Genomic DNA, 18,338 nt, shown 5'->3' with positions numbered 1-18,338 from the left:
TCACATCCACAATTATGTATCTGTGCTATAATATTAACAAATTTATGGAGGAAATGTATATGAATTCAAAAATAAAACGAATTATTGACTTATCTACTGCCTTTGGTCCAAGTGGCATGGAAGACGAAGTGTCTAAACTTGCGGTGGAAGATGTCAAAGATATTTGTGACGTTCACGACGATACAATGCGTAATACGTATATGCACTTTAAACAAGATCAAAAACATGAAACAACAATTTTGTTGGATGCCCATGCGGATGAAGTTGGTTTTATTGTGCAGGCCATCAAACCAAATGGTACAATTCGCTTTTTACCACTTGGTGGATGGGATCCAAAAAATATCGTATCTGGTGAAGTATGGATTTTAAATAATCAGGGTGAAAAAGTAACGGGTATTGTCGCCAGCCAACCTGTTCATTTCTTATCCGAAGAAAAGCGTAATGGAAAAGTTGACTTTGATGATTTAGTTATCGATGTAGGTGCTACAAGTGATAAAGAAGTAAAAGAAGATTTCCATATTTCAATTGGAAATTTTATGTGTCCTGCCGTAACTTGTCAATATGATCAAGCTCACAAAATTTTCTTAGGTAAAGCTTTTGACTGCCGTATTGGATGTGCAGCCGTTTTAGATGTTTTACACCAATTAAAGGATGTAAATCACAATATTGAAGCCACTTTGACAACACAAGAAGAAGTTGGTGAAAGAGGTATGGATACAGCTATTAAAACATTAAATCCAAATATTGCGATTTGTTTTGAAGGCTGTCCTAGTGATGATACATTTGAACCTGACTACATGATTCAATCTGCCTTGAAAAAAGGTCCTATGTTACGTTGGTTCGATCGTTCTTACATCACAAGCCCTCGTTTTATGCGTTATGCGATTGATTTAGCACACGAAAAGAACATTCCTGTTCAAGAAAGTGTAAGAAAAGGTGGAGGAACAAACGCAGGTATTACACATCGCTATAACATACCAACCATTATCATTGGTATTCCTGTTCGTTTTGCGCATGCCTCATTTGGCATTTGTTCACAAGAAGACTATGAAAACGCCGTAAAGCTTGCAGTTGAAATCATCACAAACATCGATGCCCAAACCATTCGAGGATTCTAGAATGGAAAAAATTGCCGTTGTAACAGACACAGGTTCAAATCTATCTTTTGAAGAGGCAAAAGAATTAGGTATCTACCTGCTACCTTTACAGATCACTATCGATGATACAACTTATCAAGATACTCTTGAGATTTCTACACAGGATATATATAAAGAATTAGCGCAGGGTAAAATGCCAAAAACAAGTATGGTAGCATACCAGAGAATCTATGATTTATTTGAAGAGCTGAAAAAAGAATATGATACAGTCTTTGCGGTTCCATTGACAAATGGATTATCTACAAATGCATCAACTATGCAAAGTATTGCACGCGAATTAGAAATGAATGTTCATGTTATTGATCTTTATAGTACGTGTGAACTAGAAAAGCATGTGGCCATTTGGATCAAAAAACTTGTTGACAAGAATAAATCTTCCGAAGAGATTTTAAGCATCATTCAACCTGTCATTGACGATTCAAATTCTTTGATTTTAGTCAAAGACCTTCAACATTTAAAACGTGGCGGACGATTAACACCTATGGCCGCTACACTTGCAGGTTTATTAAAGATATATCCAGTTTTACATATAAACAAAAGTACAGAAGGAAGAATTGATGTATTAAACAAGGTGCGTACAGAAAAAAGAGCGGATGCATATGCGATGGATACAATCATTGATAAGATTGATGTACAACATACACATATTTATATTATTCACTCAGACTTTTTAGAGGGGGCCAATCACTTTAAAAAATGTTTTATCGAAAAGGGTGTACCCGAAAAGAATATTCATATAAACTATATTAGTTCCGTAATTGCCGTACATACTGGTTTACGTTGTATCGCAATCCAATATATTAGAGAGGAAAATTAGACATGGAAACAAAAAACATTTTAATCACAATGAAAAATGGAGATCAAATCAAGGCTGAATTGTATCCTGAGATTGCTCCTGAAACAGTTCAAAACTTTTTGAACTTAATCGAAAAGAAATTTTATGATGGGCTTACTTTCCACCGTGTCATTAAAGGATTTATGATTCAAGGTGGATGCCCTATTGGAAATGGTACAGGTGGACCTGGATATACAATTCATGGTGAATTCGCATCCAATGGATTTAAAAACGATTTAAAACATACTCGCGGTGTTTTATCTATGGCTCGTGCTATGGATCCAAATAGTGCTGGAAGTCAATTCTTCATTATGCACCAGGATGCTCCTCATTTAGATGGTGAATATGCTGCGTTTGGAAAAGTTATTGAAGGTATGGAAAATGTAGATAAAATTGCAAAAACTCCAACAACTTTCAACGACCGTCCAAGAAATCCTCAAGTGATTGAAACAATCACACTTGTTGACTAATGACGTTGCAACAATTGCGCTACGTGATCCAGGTTGTTGAATCTGGATCTTTTAATTCCGCAGCCAAAGTCCTATATATATCTCAGCCTTCTCTTTCTAAATCCATTCATGATTTAGAAGAAGAAATGTCCATCTGTTTATTTACACGTACAAACAAAGGAATCTTGCTTTCTGAACAAGGCGAAAAATTTCTTGGTTATGCAAGGCAAGTCATTGAACAAGCTAATCTTTTAGAAGAACAATACAAAAACGCAGCACCAGCCAGAACTGTATTTGCGATTTCGAGCCAGCATTATGCGTTTGTCGTTAATGCCTTTGTTGCTCTAGTAAAAGAATACAATCAAAATGAATATGAATTTTCTTTAAGAGAACAAAGAACCAATGATATTATTGAAGATGTAAAAAATCATCGAAGCCAATTGGGCATTCTTTATCTTTCATTTTTCAATAAAGAAGTCATTCGAAGTATTTTAAAGAAAGAACATCTAACATTTACAAAGTTGTTTGAAGCAAAGCCCCATGTATTTGTATCTAAGACAAATCCTCTATCTAGAAAAAAAACAGTAAAGATGGAAGATTTAGAAAACTATCCACGACTTACTTATGAACAAGGAATCAACAACTCCTTCTACTTCTCAGAAGAATTACATAGTACGCAACCCTCGAAAAAGAGTATTATTGTTTCCGATCGTGCTACCTTATTTAATTTATTAATAGGATTGAATGGATATACCATTTCTTCTGGTATTTTAAGTACGGATCTAAATGGAGACAATATTGTTTCCATTCCTCTTGAAAGTGATGAAGTTATGGAAATTGGATATATATGTGACGGCTCATTATCAAGTATGGCTAAAAATTACTTAAACCACCTAATACAATATATTGAACAGACCAAATAATTTGGTCTTTTATTATAGCTTTTAGTTATAACAATCTAAAGAATATTTCAATTATTCTATACTCTACAATTATGATAGACTGAACACACACGAAAGTTGAGGATTTGATTATGACAGTACAAACACCATATAAATATGATGTAGTCGGAAGCTTTTTAAGACCTGAAAAATTGAAACAGGCTCGTAAAGATTTCGAGGCAAAAAAAATCACAAAGGATGAACTTACAAAAATTGAAGATGCATGCATCACAGATTTGATTCAAAAAGAAAAAGCAGCAGGACTTCATGTTATTACCGACGGAGAATTCAGACGTGCAACTTGGCACTTAGATTTCATGTGGGGATTTGATGGCGTATCTCATACCCCAACTAAGACTGGCCTTCCATTCCACGGTGAGGCTGCCATGATTGATGACACTTATATTACGGGAAAAGTAGGTGTGAATGGGACACATCCATTTGTTGAACATTTTAAATTTGTGAAGCAATTTGAAGATGAAAACACAATTGCCAAACAAACCATTCCAGCTCCTGCACAGTTTTTAGAACAAATGATTCTTCCTTTTGCGATGGAAAATACTAAAAAATATTATGCAGATACAGAAGAATTGGTTCAAGATATTGCGAATGGCTATAAAGTAGTTATTCAACAATTATATGATGCAGGATGTCGATGCATTCAATTCGATGATTGTTCTTGGGGCATGTTAGTGGATGAAAAAGCACCTTTATTCTTCCAAACAGATCAAGATGGTTTGTTGAAGGTGCAAGAGTTATTCTTACGTATCAACAATCTAGCCATTGAAGGAAAGCCAGAAGATTTAGTTATCAACACCCATGTATGTCGTGGTAACTTTCACTCGACTTATGCTTCAAGTGGTGCTTATGATGCCGTCGCAAAAACTTTATTCGCAAAAGAAAATGTACATGCGTACTTCTTAGAATTTGATGATGCTCGTTCTGGTGGATTTGAACCTTTAAAAGAAATAACATCAGATAAAAAAGTTGTTCTTGGTTTAGTCACTACAAAATCTGCTGAATTAGAAGACAAAGATGCCGTTATTGCTCGTATTAAAGAAGCAAGTCAATATGTACCTTTAGAAAACTTATGTCTAAGTCCACAATGTGGTTTTGCGTCATGTGAAATTGGAAATAAACTAACAGAAGAGCAGCAATGGGCTAAAGTAAAATTAGTCAAAGAAATTGCTGAAGAAGTCTGGGGATAAGATAAGTCTGGAAATCCAGACTTTTTCTTTATAGTTTTTAGCTATAACAACATAAAGATTTTTTTGATTATTCTATACTCTACAAATATGGTAGACTTAACCCAACGAAAGTTGAGGATTTGAATATGACAGTACAAGCACCATTTAAATATGATGTAGTCGGAAGCTTTTTGCGTCCTGACTACCTTAAAAAAGCTAGAGAAGAATTTGCGAATGGAACGATTGATACGCAACAATTAAAAGCCGTTGAAGATAAAGCCATCAAGGAGCTAGTCACAAAAGAAAAAGAAGTAGGGCTTCAAGCCGTTACGGATGGAGAATTCAGAAGGCGATATTGGCATTTGGATTTTCTTGCCGATTTAGATGGCGTAGAAGAAATTAAGGCTGATCATTGGTCTGTGCATTTTAAAGGGCATCAACCAAAGGCTGCAACATTAAAGATTGTAGATAAAATTGATTTTGGAAATCATCCATTTTTAGAACATTTCAAATATTTGAAAAGCATTGCGCAAGACACACTTTGTAAAATGACTATTCCATCTCCATCTATGTTACATTTGATTTGTTGCGTGCGTAGTGAAGAATATACACCAATTGATTGTTATCAAGACATGAACGTCTTATATCACGATATTGCCTACGCTTACCAAAAAGCTATTCGTGCATTCTATGATGCCGGATGCAGATATTTACAGCTAGATGATACATCTTGGGGTGAATTTTGTGATGCAAACAAAAGAAAAGCATATAAAGAAAGAGGCTTAGATTTAGAAGAAATCGCAAAAGCTTATGTGGATATGATTAATCTTGCATTAGAGGCGAAGCCAGAAGATATGACAATCACAATGCATATCTGTAGAGGGAACTTCAGATCCACATGGTTCTCATCTGGTGGTTATGAACCTGTGGCAGAAATTTTATTTGGTCATTGTAAAGTGGATGGATTCTTTCTAGAATATGATTCAGAAAGATCAGGAGACTTTTCTCCACTTCGTTATGTCAAAGATCAAAAGGTTGTTTTGGGTTTGATCACATCAAAATTTCCAGAATTAGAGAATAAAGATGAGGTTAAGAATAGAATTAAAGAGGCAGAAAAATATGTGCCAAAAGAACAGCTTTGCCTAAGTCCACAGTGTGGTTTTTCTTCTACTGAAGAAGGTAATGTCATGACTGAAGAAGAACAATGGGCTAAAGTGAAATTAGTTAAAGAAATTGCGGAAGAAGTCTGGGAATAGACAAAAAGTCTGGAATACCAGACTTTTTTTATTTAAAATTCCGTATTTTATATTTTACCCAAAAGGATACTACATTTAATATATATGGAATCAAACATATATTGATCACAACATATACAACTTGATACCATGTTAAATTTACTATGTAGAAGAAATGTTTAAATAGTACCATAGCACATAAGAAAATAGAGCACATCACAACGACAAGTGTTTTTCTTAGTGTCGTCATCGGCACACAGACACGTATCAATACGACTAGTGCATTCACACCGGCAAGGATGGTACACATTGTTGAATATTGACTAGAAGAAACTGGTACAAAATGTCCTACAATTGATACTCCAATGACACTTAAAATAACACAGACAGCTCCTGGAATGGCTTTTGAAAAAACATTCTTTAAAAAATCGCCTTTCACGATGCTTCCATTGGGTTCTAAGGTCAATATAAAGCTAGGTATTCCTGTTGCCAAAGCGGAAATCAAAGTTAATTGGATGGGTTTAAATGGATAATTCTTCAAACAGACAAGTGTTAATAAGGATAATCCAATGGAAAACAATGTTTTAACTAAGAACAAAGAAGCTGTTCTTTGAATATTATTAATAACACATCTACCTTGATATAAGATAACAGGTAATGCGTTCATTTGATTTTCCAACAGCACCAAAGAAGCTACACTTTTACATGCTTGTGAACCACTTCCCATCGCAATGGAGCAATCTGCTTCTTTTAAAGCCATAACATCATTTACGCCATCCCCTGTCATCGCAACTGTTTTGTTTCTTTTCTTTAATGCCAGAACGAGCTCTTTCTTTTGTTCAGGTGTAACACGTCCAAAAATAGAATAGGAATCAACTACAGATTCTACATCTTGAACACAAGACATATCTATACTTTCAGATTCAAAACCTGCTTTTTTAGCTAAGGCTTGTACTGTTTTGGGATCATCCCCAGAAATCAGCTTTATATCAACACCCTGCTTTTTAAAGAAATTTAACGTATCCTTAGCATCTGGCCTTAATTCATCTCGTAAACATATATATGCCAGAACAAAATCATTTTTCATTAATACAACCACACGCATGGCTTGTTTTGTATACTCTTCGATTTGTTTTTCAACACGAATACTTTTATTTTTTGCGATATAAGAATACGCCCCTAATTTATATTCCCCATCTTCAAATGTAACACTTGAATATTTTCTTTGACTGGAAAAAGGCACAAATGAAATCACTTTATTATGATTTTGTTTGTTAAAATAGGTTCTCAATGCTACGGCTGTTGCGTTATCATCGGGCAAAGCCTGCATCATATCCCCAATGATTCCATCTACCTTTTCTAAGGCTTCTACATGGCATACACTTAATTTTCCTTGCGTTAATGTACCAGTTTTATCTAGGCACAATGTATCCGTACGAGCCAATGTTTCTATGCAATAGAGTTCTTGCACTAAAACATCTTGTTTAGCTAGCTTAAACGAACTGATTGCCAAGGCAACACTTGTCAAAAATACAAGTCCTTCAGGAATCATACCTACAACAGCAGCTACGGTATTCAATGTAGCTGTTGTATAATTTGTCTTAATAAGCTGTTTGATAAATAAGGCACAGCCAAGTGGAATCAAGATATAGGTGCACCATTTAATAATGGTATCAATAGAATCTCGTAATTGACTTGGATATCGTTTAAATCGTTTGGCATGCTTTAAGATTGAATAAGAATAGGTATCCTGTCCTACTTTATCTGCCATCATATAACATTTTCCTGAGACCACAAAACTACCACTTAGCAATGTATCATTTTCTTTTTTATAAATGGCATCACTTTCACCAGTCAACATCGATTCATTACATTCAATGTTTCCAGACAAAATATGACCATCACAACATATTTCATCCCCTGCATGAAGAACAAGAATGTCCTTTTCTTCTACGTCTTGAATATAAACTTCAACTTCTTGATTATCTTTAAGAACGTGAATCTTTGCCTGATTTAATAAGGAAAGCTTATCTAGCATATGTTTCGAGCGTATTTCTTGAAACAAGCCAATCAGCATATTCAAGATTACTGTAATCATAAATAACATATTGCGATAAGATCCAGTAAAGAAGACAAAAATGGCTAGAATCACATTAATTCCATTAAACAATGTGAATACATGTTGCTGAATAATTTCACGATAGCTTTTCGAGATTATGGCTTCTACTGTATTTTTTTTATGCATATTCTTATTGTACTACCTTTTATATTTTTTAATTATTAAAGTTTTATTAAAAATGATACGACAATCGCCGTATCATTAAATAAATTCTAGTGGTGTATCCGCAAGTGTAACCGCCTCAGCATAAGATGTAATTGCTAAATTGGATTCAATTGCCTTTTGTAAACAGAACATCAATAATCTTGTATCGAATGCCTGTAAATCTTTATCAAATTGTATAGCAGGATACTTTGATAAATGATTTAGAAGTTCGTCAATATTTTCAGATGTATGTTTTGTCGAAATTCCTGTCACAACTACATTTTCCTGTTTAATAGCCTTTAAGCCATTCAATAAAGCAACATAAGGACGATCCGGTCTCTGTACAAGCATCACCTTGTTTTTTGGTGCAGTCGCAAGTCTTAATGTCCATACACTTTTACAGCTCACAACAATTTGTGTACAATTTTCATCATTCGCAAACAAATCAATTGTTTCTAGCAGCATGTCATACGTGTCTTCTACTTCATTACAATCATCAAATACCAACGCTGAATATTCCATCTTTATACCTCTATTCTATCCTTTTAAATCTTCTGGCAAAGTTATTTTTTTATTTGTGAAACTTGATAATACTACTTTTACTTTCACATCCGCAAACCACTCTACAAGCTGGGCATCATCCGTTGCTTCTACTTGTTTATTTCTTGCGATTTGATGACATTCCTTAATTAAATCTGTTTTAAAGCATTGCGGAGTCTGTGCATGATATACAAGCTTTCTTTCCAACGACTCCTTAACATAGCCATTCACAACAATTTTAGTAGTATCCACACTTGGAACCATTAATAAACATGCATCTTCAGTTTCTAATGTTTGTTTCAATTCAAAGATCCATTTCTTCTCAACAAAAGGTCTAGCCCCATCATGAATCATGACGTAATCCTGATTTACAATCTGTAATCCATTGTATACACTTTCTTGTCGTGTTTTTCCTCCTGTTACAATTTGAATTCGAGAATCATACAGATACTTTTCAGTGACATAATCCTTTTCATAATCTGCACAAACAAGTACAACTTGTTTACAATCATCATCTGATAAAAAAACAGACAGACTCTTATTCAGAACAGTTTGCCCATTTTCAAAAGTATAAAATACTTTGTTGTAATCTAAATTCGTTCGGCTGCCTCTTCCTGCAGCTAAAACAATCACACTATAGTTCATGGAATCATTATATCAAATTTTCTTAACAATTGATAAAAAAATTGGAAGATTCAACTTCCAACTTATTCCATATACAATACAATCTCCTTTTCTTCTAAGGATTTCTTCATATCAATCACTCTTTGATTTCTTGACCCACGAAATGCTAGTGTAATATCTTTCTCTTCTTCTTTAAATGGACCATCCACTAAAACATCTAATAAAGATAACATTTCATCGGTTACTTCACAATGTTTTCTACCACCATCTAATAAATCCTGATCCAAAATAAATCCAGTAAAAGACCAAATATTCTTTTCAGGTAATTCTTTGCGAACACGACGTAAAAGCTTGACCAATTCTCTTTGGTTTTCTGGTTCAAATGGCTCTCCACCCAACAATGTCAAGCCGGCAATATGACTGGGCTTTAAAGCTTCAATGACTTCATCCTCTGTCGCTTTTGTATAAGGCTTACCATAATCAAAATTCCATGTTTCTGGTTGGAAACAATTCTTACAATGATTTGTACATCCCGATACAAACAGTGTTACACGCACACCTTTACCATTTGCGATGTCATTCTTTTTTATATTTCCATAATACATATTAATGCCTCCTGAAGAAAAAGAGCTAGGATACTAGCTCTTACAAGTATAATACTTTTTACATTGAGAACTTGGGTTTTATTCCAAGCTTTTTGAACAAAAAAGTTTCCGATCCAGAAAGTATATCCTGCTCCGGCTTTTGTCCAATGATTATAAATGCAATACTCTTTCTTTTATTTCTTGTGTTCTACCTTGGTTCCAGAACTGGGTTCCAATATATCCACAAGTACGACGTGCCACATTCATTTTTTCCTGGTCACGATTTCCACAGTTTGGACATTCCCAAACTAATTTGTGGTTTTCATCTTCCACAATTTTGATCTCTCCTGTATATCCACATACCTGGCAATAATCTGATTTTGTGTTCAATTCTGCATACATAATGTGATTATAGATATGTTTCATAATAGCTAAAACTGCATCAATATTGTTTTCCATATTTGGAACTTCTACATAGCTAATAGCTCCTCCTGGAGAAAGTTTTTGGAACTGCGATTCAAAAGTTAATTTAGTAAACGCATCAATTTCTTCAGTTACATGTACATGATAACTATTCGTAATATAGTTTTTATCTGTTACATGTGGAATAATGCCAAAGCGCTCTTGTAGATGTTTAGAGAATTTAAATGTTGTTGATTCCATTGGCGTTCCGTACAATGAAAAATCAATATTTTCTTCTGCCTTCCATTTAGCACACGCCTCATTTAGATACTGCATAACTTTTAATCCAAATGAAGTTCCTGGTTCCTCTGTATGAGGGTGCCCTGTCATATAATATACACATTCGCATAATCCTGCATATCCTAAAGAAATTGTAGAATATCCACCATATAATAATTTATCGATTGGTTCACCCTTTTTCAAACGAGCCAATGCACCATTTTGCCATAAAATTGGAGCTACATCGCTTGGTGTTCCTAATAATCTTTCATGACGACACATCAATGCTTTTTTACATAAAGCCAATCTTTCATCCATAATTCTCCAGAATGCAGCTTCATCATGTTTACTTGAACAAGCTACATCAACTAAGTTCAATGTAACAACACCTTGGTTAAAACGACCATAATATTTTGGTTTACCATTTTCATCTAGGTATGTTGTCAAGAATGAACGACATCCCATACATGGATAACAATGTCCTTCTCCATTTGCATCTACCTTTAGTTCCAACATTTTCTTTTCAGAAATATAATCTGGAACCATACGTTTTGCGGTACACTTAGCTGCTAATTCTGTTAAATACCAATATTTTGAATCTTCTTCAATATTGTTCTCTTCAAGAACATAAATCAATTTAGGGAATGCTGGTGTGATCCAAATACCCTTTTCATTCTTAACACCCTTAATTCTTTGTTTCAACATTTCTTCAATAATAATAGCCAAGTCATCACGTGTTTGTCCTTCAGGCACCTCATTCAAATACATAAATACAGTCACAAATGGAGCTTGTCCATTTGTAGTCATTAAAGTAATGACCTGATACTGAATCATCTGTACACCCTTTTCAATTTCTTTACGAACACGCATTTCTGCCATTTTATTTACTGTATCTTCAGATGAATCAAGATTTAATGATTCCAATTCCTCTTTCACTTCACGACGAGCTTTTTCTCTTGAAACCTGCACAAATGGAGCTAAATGAGAAAGTGTTATACTTTGTCCTCCATATTGTGAACTTGCGACTTGTGCAATGATTTGTGTAGCTACATTACATGCGGTAGAGAAACTATGTGGTTTTTCAATCATTGTTTCAGAGATAACAGTTCCATTTTGAAGCATATCATCTAGGTTTACCAGACAACAATTGTGCATGTGCTGTGCAAAGTAATCTGAGTCATGGAAATGAATAATACCATTTTCATGTGCTTCCATAACATCTTGAGGCAACAAGAAACGTTTTGTGATATCCTTAGAAACTTCCCCAGCCATATAATCACGCTGAACACTGTTTACTAATGGGTTCTTATTTGAGTTTTCCTGTTTTACCTCTTCATTATTACGCTCAAGCAAAGACATGATTTGTTTATCTGTTGAATTTGCCTTACGAACCAATGCACGCTCATAACGATATGTAATGTAGTTATGAGCTACCGCAAAACAACGATGCTCCATCAATTCGCCCTCAACCATATCTTGAATTTCTTCTACATTTGGACTTCTTTTTAAATTTTCACATTTATCGATCACACTTTGCGTAACAGAATGAATCAACTCATCTGTCATTTGATTATGTGTTGTTGCTTTATTTGCTTTTTTGATTGCATTTTCAATTTTCGACGCATCAAAAATGACTTCTTCTCCACTTCTTTTAATAACGTTCATATAATTCCTCCTAAAATAGTTGAAGGTTCAACTATTTTTATTGACTATCTTAAGTATACTTATATTTTTTTCTAAAACAAGACTTTACAATCCAACAAAATAATGCTTGACCTTTATATAAGGGAAACCGATTTTTTTATTTTTTAAAGTAAATTAATTTGTATAAATTTTTCGTTCTGCCTTTCATTTTGTGCAACCTCCTTTATCTACACAATATCTCTCATACAGACATTATAAATGTCGATTTAATTTTTTTCGGAATTTAATGTTAATTTCACATAGACTTGTTACAATAAAAGTAATAAAAGGAGATTATATTATGGATTACAAAATTAAAGGGGATTCAGATTGCCCAATCGTAGAAATCAATCTACAAAACAATGAAACAGTAAAAATTGAAAGAGGCTCAATGGCATACATGTCCAATGTTGTGATTGAAGGAAAAATGAACAGTAGTAAAAAAGGTCTTGGAGGCGTATTAGGCGCCATAGGACGTAGTGTAACCAGTGGTGAAAGTATGTTTATCACAGAAGCTACCGGAACAAGCTACGACGGATTATTAGGTATTGCTCCTTCAATCCCAGGAAAAATCGTATGTTTAAAAGTACAACCCGGATGTCACTATTACTTAAATAACGGTGCTTTTCTAGCTTGTGATCAAAGCGTAGCTTATGAAATGAAAACGCAAAATATAGGAAAAGCCTTATTTGGCGGAACTGGTGGATTCTTCGTTATGCATACCTCTGGCCAAGGTGACCTTTTAATCAACGCATACGGAGACATCATGGAAATCAATGTCGACGATGCACACCCAATCACAATTGATAACGAACACGTTGTCGCATGGGATGATTCATTAGATTATGAAATCAAGATCGCTTCTGGAACATTTGGATTTACAACTGGCGAAGGCTTAGTCAATGTCTTCCACGGCAACGGCAAAGTATACATCCAATCACGTAACCTACATTCATTAGCCGATGCACTAATGCCATTCATTCCTCAAAGAAGAGACTAAAAAAAGCGCAACTGCGCTTTTTTCATTTACATCCATCTCCCTTACAATCAATACAAGAGCGATCGCATTTATTTCCTTTTAGCTTTTTAAAGCTTTCCTCACTTATTGTATGTTCCATTCGACAAGCTTCTTCTTCTGCAAGCACAGGTTCTACCCCAGCATGAAGCAATTGATTTTTAAAATAGATATGTCTTTCATACACCTGACTTGCTTTCACTTGTCCTTGTTCTGTGAAAAAGATATATCCCGTTTTATCTGTATATATCAACTCTTTTTCTTTCAAATCCTTTAAAGCATGCGAAACACTAGGCTTTGAAAACCCCAAAGCTGCGGCTACATCAATAGCACGCACATGTTCTTGTTGAGACTTCAACACATATATTGTTTCTAAATAATCTTCTTGCGATTGTGTTAGCTGCATAGACACACCTCCGGTTAGTTTTAACTTACCATATGAGTATAACAAAATTTCACATAAGATTCAAAACTTTTGCACAAAAATTAAAGTTAATATACACTTATAAAGTAAATTTATTCAAAGGAGAAAAAAGAAATGTTTAAATGTAATAAATTGTTAGGAGTATCCCTTGCCGCTGTTATGAGCGTTTCTGCAAGCGCATCTAACGTATTCGCAATTGACACTTCGGTTATAGATGAAAAATGGGGTAAACCCACAGTTGTATATGGCAGCGGGCTAAATGATGAACAAATCGAAAATACACGAGAATTGTTTGATATCCAAGATACAAACAACGTATATGAAACCAGTGTAGATGCGAATGATTTATTCACATATCTCGGTGTTACAGGTGCTGATAATTTAATCTTGATTTCAAGTGTCATGGTACAAAAACAAGATGCTGGAACAGGTCTAAAGGTAAAGATCATTACACCAGAAAACATCACGAAAATCACTTCAAATCAATATGCTAACGCTGCTATTACTGCAGGTGTCAGTGATGTTGAAATTGATGTCGCCGCTGTATCAAAAGTAACGGGTGAATCCGCGTTAACAGGTGTTTATAAAGCACTAGAGGCAAACGGTGAAACTTTGGATGCGGATCGTACACAAGTTGCTCAAGATGAATTGGAAACAACAAATGAAATTGCTGAAAACAATTCAGATAACTCAAATTTTAATTCAAGCAATCTAGATCAAGCCATCGTTGAAATTAAGCAAAAGCTTGCTGAAATCAAACAAAATCAAGGTAGCGCTGCAACAGCAGAGCAAGTTGAACAAGTTGTACAGGATGCTTTAAATAAATTTAATTTAAGTGATATTATTTCTCAAGATGACATTGATAAATTGATTGCATTCGCAAAGAAATACCAAAACACTTCTGCTATTGATTCACAAGAAGTTTTAGATCAATTAAACAAATTATCGGGCAGTCTTAAAAATCAACTATCTGGTCTTTTCAACAAAGCACAATCTGAAGGATGGCTAGACAAAATTATTAATTTCATAAAGAGCTTATTTAACTAAAACAAGGAAGTCAATCGACTTCCTTTTCATTTGCCATACGATAAATTTCAAGCATATCCGTTTCACCTAATTCTTTAAATTTTCCAATTGATCGCGTATGTTCAAAACTACATTTGTAAGTTAATTCATATAATTCTGGTTCTGTACATTTACGCTTCAATAATTCCTGAATACTTGTAGGCATACCAATTGATTTAAAGAATTCTTCCATCTTTTCAATTGTATTTAAAGCGCAAGCCAATGTATCTGTATCATCCAAACCAAATACACGATGTCCAAGCTTGGCAAATCGTGTTGGATTTTCCATATATACATGTTTTGCCCAGCTATCCCAAATAGCTGCTAGCCCCGCACCATGAGCTACATTAAACATTCCACTCAATTCATGCTCTAATTGATGACAAGCCCAATCCCCTAATGATCGATCTCCTGTCATATCGTTATGTGAAACACTACCTGCCCACATAATTTCAGCACGAGCCTTTTCATCTGTTGGATTTTCCATAAGAATTTTCGCATTTTTAATAACTGTACGAACCAAGCTTTCAGCCATTTGATCTACTAAATCCAATGTTTCATATGGAGTAAAATATCTTTCAAATGTATGCATAATAATATCTGTACATCCACACATCGTTTGATATTGTGGAACTGTATATGTTAATTCTGGATTTAAAATTGAAAATTTAAAATATCCAAATTCACTACTTAAACCTCTTTTTAAATTTCCATCCTCATTGGTGATAACACTCGAATTACTCATTTCACTACCGGTTGCCGAAAGTGTTAAAATACATCCCATAGGTAATGCCCCTTTTACCTTTTTCTTTCTTGCATAATAATCCCAGACATTGCCTTCATTATAAACACCATACGCAATACCTTTACTTGAATCCAAAACACTGCCTCCACCAACAGCCAGGATAAAGTCCACTTCTTCTTTTTTACACAGCTCAATTCCTTCATTCACCTTCGAAAGTAATGGATTGGCAACCACTCCACCACATAAACAATAGGCAATATTTTCTTCTTCCAAGGCTTTCTTTACGCGATCCAATAGACCCGACTTGATTGCACTGTTTCCTCCATAATGAATCAACACTTTCTTTGGATGATATCCCTTTAGAATCTTTCCAACATTTTTTTCTTCATTTTTTCCAAAATAAACCTTTGTTGGTGCATAAAACTTAAAATTTTCCATATAAACCCCTTTTTAAATCTTTTTCATTGAAACCATTTCAATCAACAAGCTAATTCCAGCCACAATTAAATAGACTGCAATCACATAATTGATGATTAACGCACTTTGAAATGGCATTACTAGAAAAATAATACCTAACAATAAATTGACCCAGCCAGTTAAGCTTAAATATTTTGTATCGATAACTCTAAAGAAACTTAATCTTGAACCCCAAGTAATCTTTTGAATCCCATTTACCAATAAAACAAACGCAAACAAGAAAGTTAAAGTACTTACAGTAATTGTGACAGGCATTGTACATAATAAACAGCCTAATAAAATATTCAAGATACCACTAGCTAGCCACATCGCATCTCTAAAAAAGAATGTTGTTGTGATATACGAATAGATTTCACAAGCACCCCAAACAATTAAGCCAATAGCCGCAATGATTTGAATGGTCGTAAATACTTTTTCCGGAAATGCAAAGCATAAGACTCCAATAAGAATCAATACTACACTTAATATTATACCCATTCTTTTTGTCTTTCTATATCTTTCATTCCATTGTGTAGTAAACTCGTCAATATAATCATAATCTGAATCAAACCATTTCATATTAACATCTCCTTTATGGCTTCAGTATAACACTATTTTTAGCACTTTCAATATAACAGTGCTAGACACATTTCAATATCTGTCTAATATTGTAAATTCACTGTATCAATGGTAAACTTTAACATGTTACAAAAAAGGAGATTTTAAATGTTAAAAAAATACTTGATTGTGTTTTTTGTATCAATGGTACCACTAATTGAGCTTCGTGGAGCCATTCCTATTGCCGCTGGAATGGGATTACCATTTATACAATATTATATAATTGCGATTATCGGAAACATGATTCCTGTTCCCTTTATTTATTTCTTTGCCAGAAAAATTTTAGTATGGGGAGCCAATAAACCCGTTATCGGAAAATTCTTTACTTGGTGTTTAGAAAAAGGAGAAAAGGGCGGAAAAAAATTACAAGCCACTGCTGGTAAAGGATTATTTGTTGCCCTACTATTATTCGTTGGTATTCCATTACCAGGAACAGGTGCCTGGACTGGAACACTAGCCGCAAGTATCTTGGATATGGATTTTAAATCAAGCGTTTTAGCTGTTATGTTAGGCGTCATACTTGCAGGTATTATCATGGCTCTTGCGAGCATGGGATTATTTGGAGCACTAGGAGCATTATTCTAAAATAAAATTAGAATATGCTCTTTTTCTTTTACCCCAAAGAAAAAAGGGTTTAAAACATCAAACCCTTACTTAAACATGTTGTGTTTGAAAAAATATGCTGTTGCAATTACACAGGATAATATTGCAACAAAACTTGGGAACCATACAAATGGAAATGGCAGTTGTACGTTCATTCCATAAAAGCCAAAAATAATATTTGGAATTGCCATAACAATCGTAATTACCGTTAATTTATTCATAACTATATTCATATTGTTAGAAATGATGCTCGCAAATGTATCCATGGTACCTGCCATTGTATTTGAATAAATATTACACATCTCAATAGCCTGGTGAATTTCAATCATCACATCTTCCAATAAATCTTCATCTTCTTCATACAATTGAATCTGCTTTCCACGCATGATCTTATTTAATGTTACTTCATCCGATTTTAATGAGGTTGAAAAATAAACCAATGATTTTTCCAAACCTAACATTTCAATTAATTCATCATTTTCTACAGATTGATGTAAACGTGTCTCTGTACGACTCGATAAACGATCGATTTGACGTAGACAAATCAAGAATCTTTGCGAAATACGCAAAGCCAAAAGCAAGAAGAATCTCGTTTTCAGACGTGTATCCATTCCTTTTATGCGTCCTTGTGACATTTCTAAAAGACTCCAGTTTTCATATAAACTAATTGTCACTACATATCCTTTTAAAATAACAACTCCCATTGGTAAAGTAGAATATGTAGAGTCAATCGAATCATCATCTTCATTTTCAGCACTTGGATAGTCAAAGATGATCAACAATTGTCTAAAATCATCATCATAGTCCATATGCGAACTTTCTTCTTCATCCAGTGAAGATTTCACAAACTCCGGCAAAACACCGATTTGTTCAATTAAATAACTTCTCTCTTCTTCTGTAGGTGCAATCGCATTGATCCAACACCCTGGTTCTGGTTCTTGAATCTTGCGAGTTCCATCTTCAAATGTTTTAAAAAACTCTAACACAATTTGTCCTCCTTATATTTAAACGAAGACAAATCCCATGCCTCCGAACATATATACTTTTTTATCATTAAAATAACTCGGGTCTGGAGACATGCTTCCACCTACTTTCTACTAAAGAATATTGTATCATATTCATGTCAAATTCTTGTAAATTTTCAAAAAAAATGACTAGTATAGACTAGTCATAACAGACTGTTGACAAAGTGACTGTCGACAGTCTTTTTAAAATCTGATAGAATATCTGTGG

18 protein-coding genes and 1 pseudogene are annotated in these 18,338 nt (G+C 34.3%); 10 read left to right on the top strand and 9 right to left on the bottom strand.

Annotated elements, in window-relative coordinates; genetic code table 11:
* Positions 1 to 59 precede the first annotated feature (59 nt).
* The 6 genes from DWY01_RS03350 (at position 60) to DWY01_RS03325 (ending at position 5,825) form a co-directional block, all read left to right on the top strand.
* Positions 60 to 1,118: a M42 family metallopeptidase gene (locus DWY01_RS03350; RefSeq protein WP_117993128.1), complete on the top strand. Its 1,059-nt coding sequence runs from the start codon at positions 60 to 62 to the stop codon at positions 1,116 to 1,118.
* 1 nt (position 1,119) lies between these two features.
* Positions 1,120 to 1,974, top strand: coding sequence for a DegV family protein (locus DWY01_RS03345; protein WP_158553645.1), 855 nt, complete (start codon positions 1,120 to 1,122; stop codon positions 1,972 to 1,974).
* 2 nt (positions 1,975 to 1,976) lie between these two features.
* Positions 1,977 to 2,462 (top strand): peptidylprolyl isomerase, encoded by a 486-nt coding sequence (locus tag DWY01_RS03340; RefSeq protein ID WP_117993123.1) that lies wholly within the window; start codon positions 1,977 to 1,979, stop codon positions 2,460 to 2,462.
* Positions 2,462 to 3,364, top strand: coding sequence for a LysR family transcriptional regulator (locus DWY01_RS03335; protein WP_117993121.1), 903 nt, complete (start codon positions 2,462 to 2,464; stop codon positions 3,362 to 3,364). The genes DWY01_RS03340 and DWY01_RS03335 overlap by 1 nt, the downstream gene beginning before the upstream one ends.
* A 110-nt stretch (positions 3,365 to 3,474) precedes the next feature.
* Positions 3,475 to 4,590, top strand: coding sequence for a 5-methyltetrahydropteroyltriglutamate--homocysteine S-methyltransferase (locus DWY01_RS03330; protein ID WP_117993118.1), 1,116 nt, complete (start codon positions 3,475 to 3,477; stop codon positions 4,588 to 4,590).
* 125 nt (positions 4,591 to 4,715) lie between these two features.
* Complete coding sequence (locus DWY01_RS03325; RefSeq protein ID WP_117993115.1) at positions 4,716 to 5,825, top strand: 5-methyltetrahydropteroyltriglutamate--homocysteine S-methyltransferase; 1,110 nt, start codon at positions 4,716 to 4,718, stop codon at positions 5,823 to 5,825.
* 28 nt (positions 5,826 to 5,853) lie between these two features.
* Here DWY01_RS03325 and DWY01_RS03320 read toward each other — a convergent pair whose 3' ends face one another.
* The 5 genes from DWY01_RS03320 to nrdD form a co-directional block, all read right to left on the bottom strand.
* Positions 5,854 to 8,049 carry an HAD-IC family P-type ATPase gene (locus DWY01_RS03320; protein ID WP_117993113.1) on the bottom strand — a complete coding sequence of 732 codons (2,196 nt, stop codon included), beginning with the start codon at positions 8,047 to 8,049 and terminating at the stop codon, positions 5,854 to 5,856.
* 75 nt (positions 8,050 to 8,124) lie between these two features.
* Positions 8,125 to 8,589 carry a hypothetical protein gene (locus tag DWY01_RS03315; protein WP_117993110.1) on the bottom strand — a complete coding sequence of 155 codons (465 nt, stop codon included), beginning with the start codon at positions 8,587 to 8,589 and terminating at the stop codon, positions 8,125 to 8,127.
* Between the two features lie 15 nt (positions 8,590 to 8,604).
* Positions 8,605 to 9,252 carry a 2-C-methyl-D-erythritol 4-phosphate cytidylyltransferase gene (gene ispD / locus DWY01_RS03310; RefSeq protein ID WP_117993107.1) on the bottom strand — a complete coding sequence of 216 codons (648 nt, stop codon included), beginning with the start codon at positions 9,250 to 9,252 and terminating at the stop codon, positions 8,605 to 8,607.
* Positions 9,253 to 9,314: 62 nt separating this feature from the next.
* Positions 9,315 to 9,836, bottom strand: a complete 522-nt coding sequence (gene nrdG / locus DWY01_RS03305) for an anaerobic ribonucleoside-triphosphate reductase activating protein (protein ID WP_117993104.1) — start codon at positions 9,834 to 9,836, stop codon at positions 9,315 to 9,317.
* A 150-nt stretch (positions 9,837 to 9,986) separates the two neighbouring features.
* Entirely contained in the window at positions 9,987 to 12,161 is a 2,175-nt protein-coding gene (nrdD, locus tag DWY01_RS03300) for an anaerobic ribonucleoside-triphosphate reductase (RefSeq protein ID WP_117993102.1), read from the bottom strand.
* Between the two features lie 319 nt (positions 12,162 to 12,480).
* Here nrdD and DWY01_RS03295 point away from each other — a divergent pair, with 319 nt between their 5' ends.
* Complete coding sequence (locus tag DWY01_RS03295) at positions 12,481 to 13,179, top strand: TIGR00266 family protein (RefSeq protein ID WP_117993099.1); 699 nt, start codon at positions 12,481 to 12,483, stop codon at positions 13,177 to 13,179.
* 22 nt (positions 13,180 to 13,201) lie between these two features.
* On the opposite strand, the gene DWY01_RS03290 is transcribed toward DWY01_RS03295, so the two are convergent.
* Complete coding sequence (locus DWY01_RS03290) at positions 13,202 to 13,600, bottom strand: metal-dependent transcriptional regulator (protein ID WP_117993097.1); 399 nt, start codon at positions 13,598 to 13,600, stop codon at positions 13,202 to 13,204.
* Between the two features lie 132 nt (positions 13,601 to 13,732).
* Here DWY01_RS03290 and DWY01_RS03285 point away from each other — a divergent pair, with 132 nt between their 5' ends.
* On the top strand, positions 13,733 to 14,665 hold the full coding sequence (locus tag DWY01_RS03285) for a DUF1002 domain-containing protein (protein WP_117993094.1): 933 nt from the start codon (positions 13,733 to 13,735) through the stop codon (positions 14,663 to 14,665).
* A 44-nt stretch (positions 14,666 to 14,709) separates the two neighbouring features.
* Positions 14,710 to 14,784 (top strand): hypothetical protein, encoded by a 75-nt coding sequence (locus DWY01_RS11950; protein ID WP_371412812.1) that lies wholly within the window; start codon positions 14,710 to 14,712, stop codon positions 14,782 to 14,784.
* A gap of 44 nt (positions 14,785 to 14,828) precedes the next feature.
* Here the strand turns inward: DWY01_RS11950 and DWY01_RS03280 are convergent.
* Both DWY01_RS03280 and DWY01_RS03275 read right to left on the bottom strand, forming a co-directional pair.
* Positions 14,829 to 15,866 (bottom strand): annotated as a pseudogene (locus tag DWY01_RS03280) (iron-containing alcohol dehydrogenase); the annotation flags it as partial.
* Between the two features lie 12 nt (positions 15,867 to 15,878).
* Positions 15,879 to 16,463, bottom strand: a complete 585-nt coding sequence (locus DWY01_RS03275) for an HdeD family acid-resistance protein (RefSeq protein ID WP_117993089.1) — start codon at positions 16,461 to 16,463, stop codon at positions 15,879 to 15,881.
* A 147-nt stretch (positions 16,464 to 16,610) separates the two neighbouring features.
* On the opposite strand from DWY01_RS03275, the gene DWY01_RS03270 reads away from it, so the two are divergent.
* Complete coding sequence (locus DWY01_RS03270; RefSeq protein WP_117993087.1) at positions 16,611 to 17,087, top strand: small multi-drug export protein; 477 nt, start codon at positions 16,611 to 16,613, stop codon at positions 17,085 to 17,087.
* Positions 17,088 to 17,152: 65 nt separating this feature from the next.
* On the opposite strand, the gene DWY01_RS03265 is transcribed toward DWY01_RS03270, so the two are convergent.
* Complete coding sequence (locus DWY01_RS03265) at positions 17,153 to 18,091, bottom strand: magnesium transporter CorA family protein (protein ID WP_117993085.1); 939 nt, start codon at positions 18,089 to 18,091, stop codon at positions 17,153 to 17,155.
* Positions 18,092 to 18,338: the final 247 nt, after the last annotated feature.

The sequence above is a fragment of the Eubacterium sp. AF22-8LB genome (assembly GCF_003458715.1).
Lineage (GTDB): Bacteria > Bacillota_I > Bacilli_A > Erysipelotrichales > Erysipelotrichaceae > Holdemanella.
This window is presented reverse-complemented; position numbering and strand designations above follow the sequence as displayed.

What these genes read in the sequence shown, in the direction of transcription:
- DWY01_RS03350 (WP_117993128.1), top strand. Translation starts at nt 60, where the DNA reads ATGAATTCAAAAATAAAACGAATTATTGACTTATCTACTGCCTTTGGT.
- DWY01_RS03345 (WP_158553645.1), top strand. Translation starts at nt 1,120, where the DNA reads ATGGAAAAAATTGCCGTTGTAACAGACACAGGTTCAAATCTATCTTTT.
- DWY01_RS03340 (WP_117993123.1), top strand. Translation starts at nt 1,977, where the DNA reads ATGGAAACAAAAAACATTTTAATCACAATGAAAAATGGAGATCAAATC.
- DWY01_RS03335 (WP_117993121.1), top strand. Translation starts at nt 2,462, where the DNA reads ATGACGTTGCAACAATTGCGCTACGTGATCCAGGTTGTTGAATCTGGA.
- DWY01_RS03330 (WP_117993118.1), top strand. Translation starts at nt 3,475, where the DNA reads ATGACAGTACAAACACCATATAAATATGATGTAGTCGGAAGCTTTTTA.
- DWY01_RS03325 (WP_117993115.1), top strand. Translation starts at nt 4,716, where the DNA reads ATGACAGTACAAGCACCATTTAAATATGATGTAGTCGGAAGCTTTTTG.
- DWY01_RS03320 (WP_117993113.1), bottom strand. Translation starts at nt 8,049, where the DNA reads ATGCATAAAAAAAATACAGTAGAAGCCATAATCTCGAAAAGCTATCGT.
- DWY01_RS03315 (WP_117993110.1), bottom strand. Translation starts at nt 8,589, where the DNA reads ATGGAATATTCAGCGTTGGTATTTGATGATTGTAATGAAGTAGAAGAC.
- ispD (WP_117993107.1), bottom strand. Translation starts at nt 9,252, where the DNA reads ATGAACTATAGTGTGATTGTTTTAGCTGCAGGAAGAGGCAGCCGAACG.
- nrdG (WP_117993104.1), bottom strand. Translation starts at nt 9,836, where the DNA reads ATGTATTATGGAAATATAAAAAAGAATGACATCGCAAATGGTAAAGGT.
- nrdD (WP_117993102.1), bottom strand. Translation starts at nt 12,161, where the DNA reads ATGAACGTTATTAAAAGAAGTGGAGAAGAAGTCATTTTTGATGCGTCG.
- DWY01_RS03295 (WP_117993099.1), top strand. Translation starts at nt 12,481, where the DNA reads ATGGATTACAAAATTAAAGGGGATTCAGATTGCCCAATCGTAGAAATC.
- DWY01_RS03290 (WP_117993097.1), bottom strand. Translation starts at nt 13,600, where the DNA reads ATGCAGCTAACACAATCGCAAGAAGATTATTTAGAAACAATATATGTG.
- DWY01_RS03285 (WP_117993094.1), top strand. Translation starts at nt 13,733, where the DNA reads ATGTTTAAATGTAATAAATTGTTAGGAGTATCCCTTGCCGCTGTTATG.
- DWY01_RS03275 (WP_117993089.1), bottom strand. Translation starts at nt 16,463, where the DNA reads ATGAAATGGTTTGATTCAGATTATGATTATATTGACGAGTTTACTACA.
- DWY01_RS03270 (WP_117993087.1), top strand. Translation starts at nt 16,611, where the DNA reads ATGTTAAAAAAATACTTGATTGTGTTTTTTGTATCAATGGTACCACTA.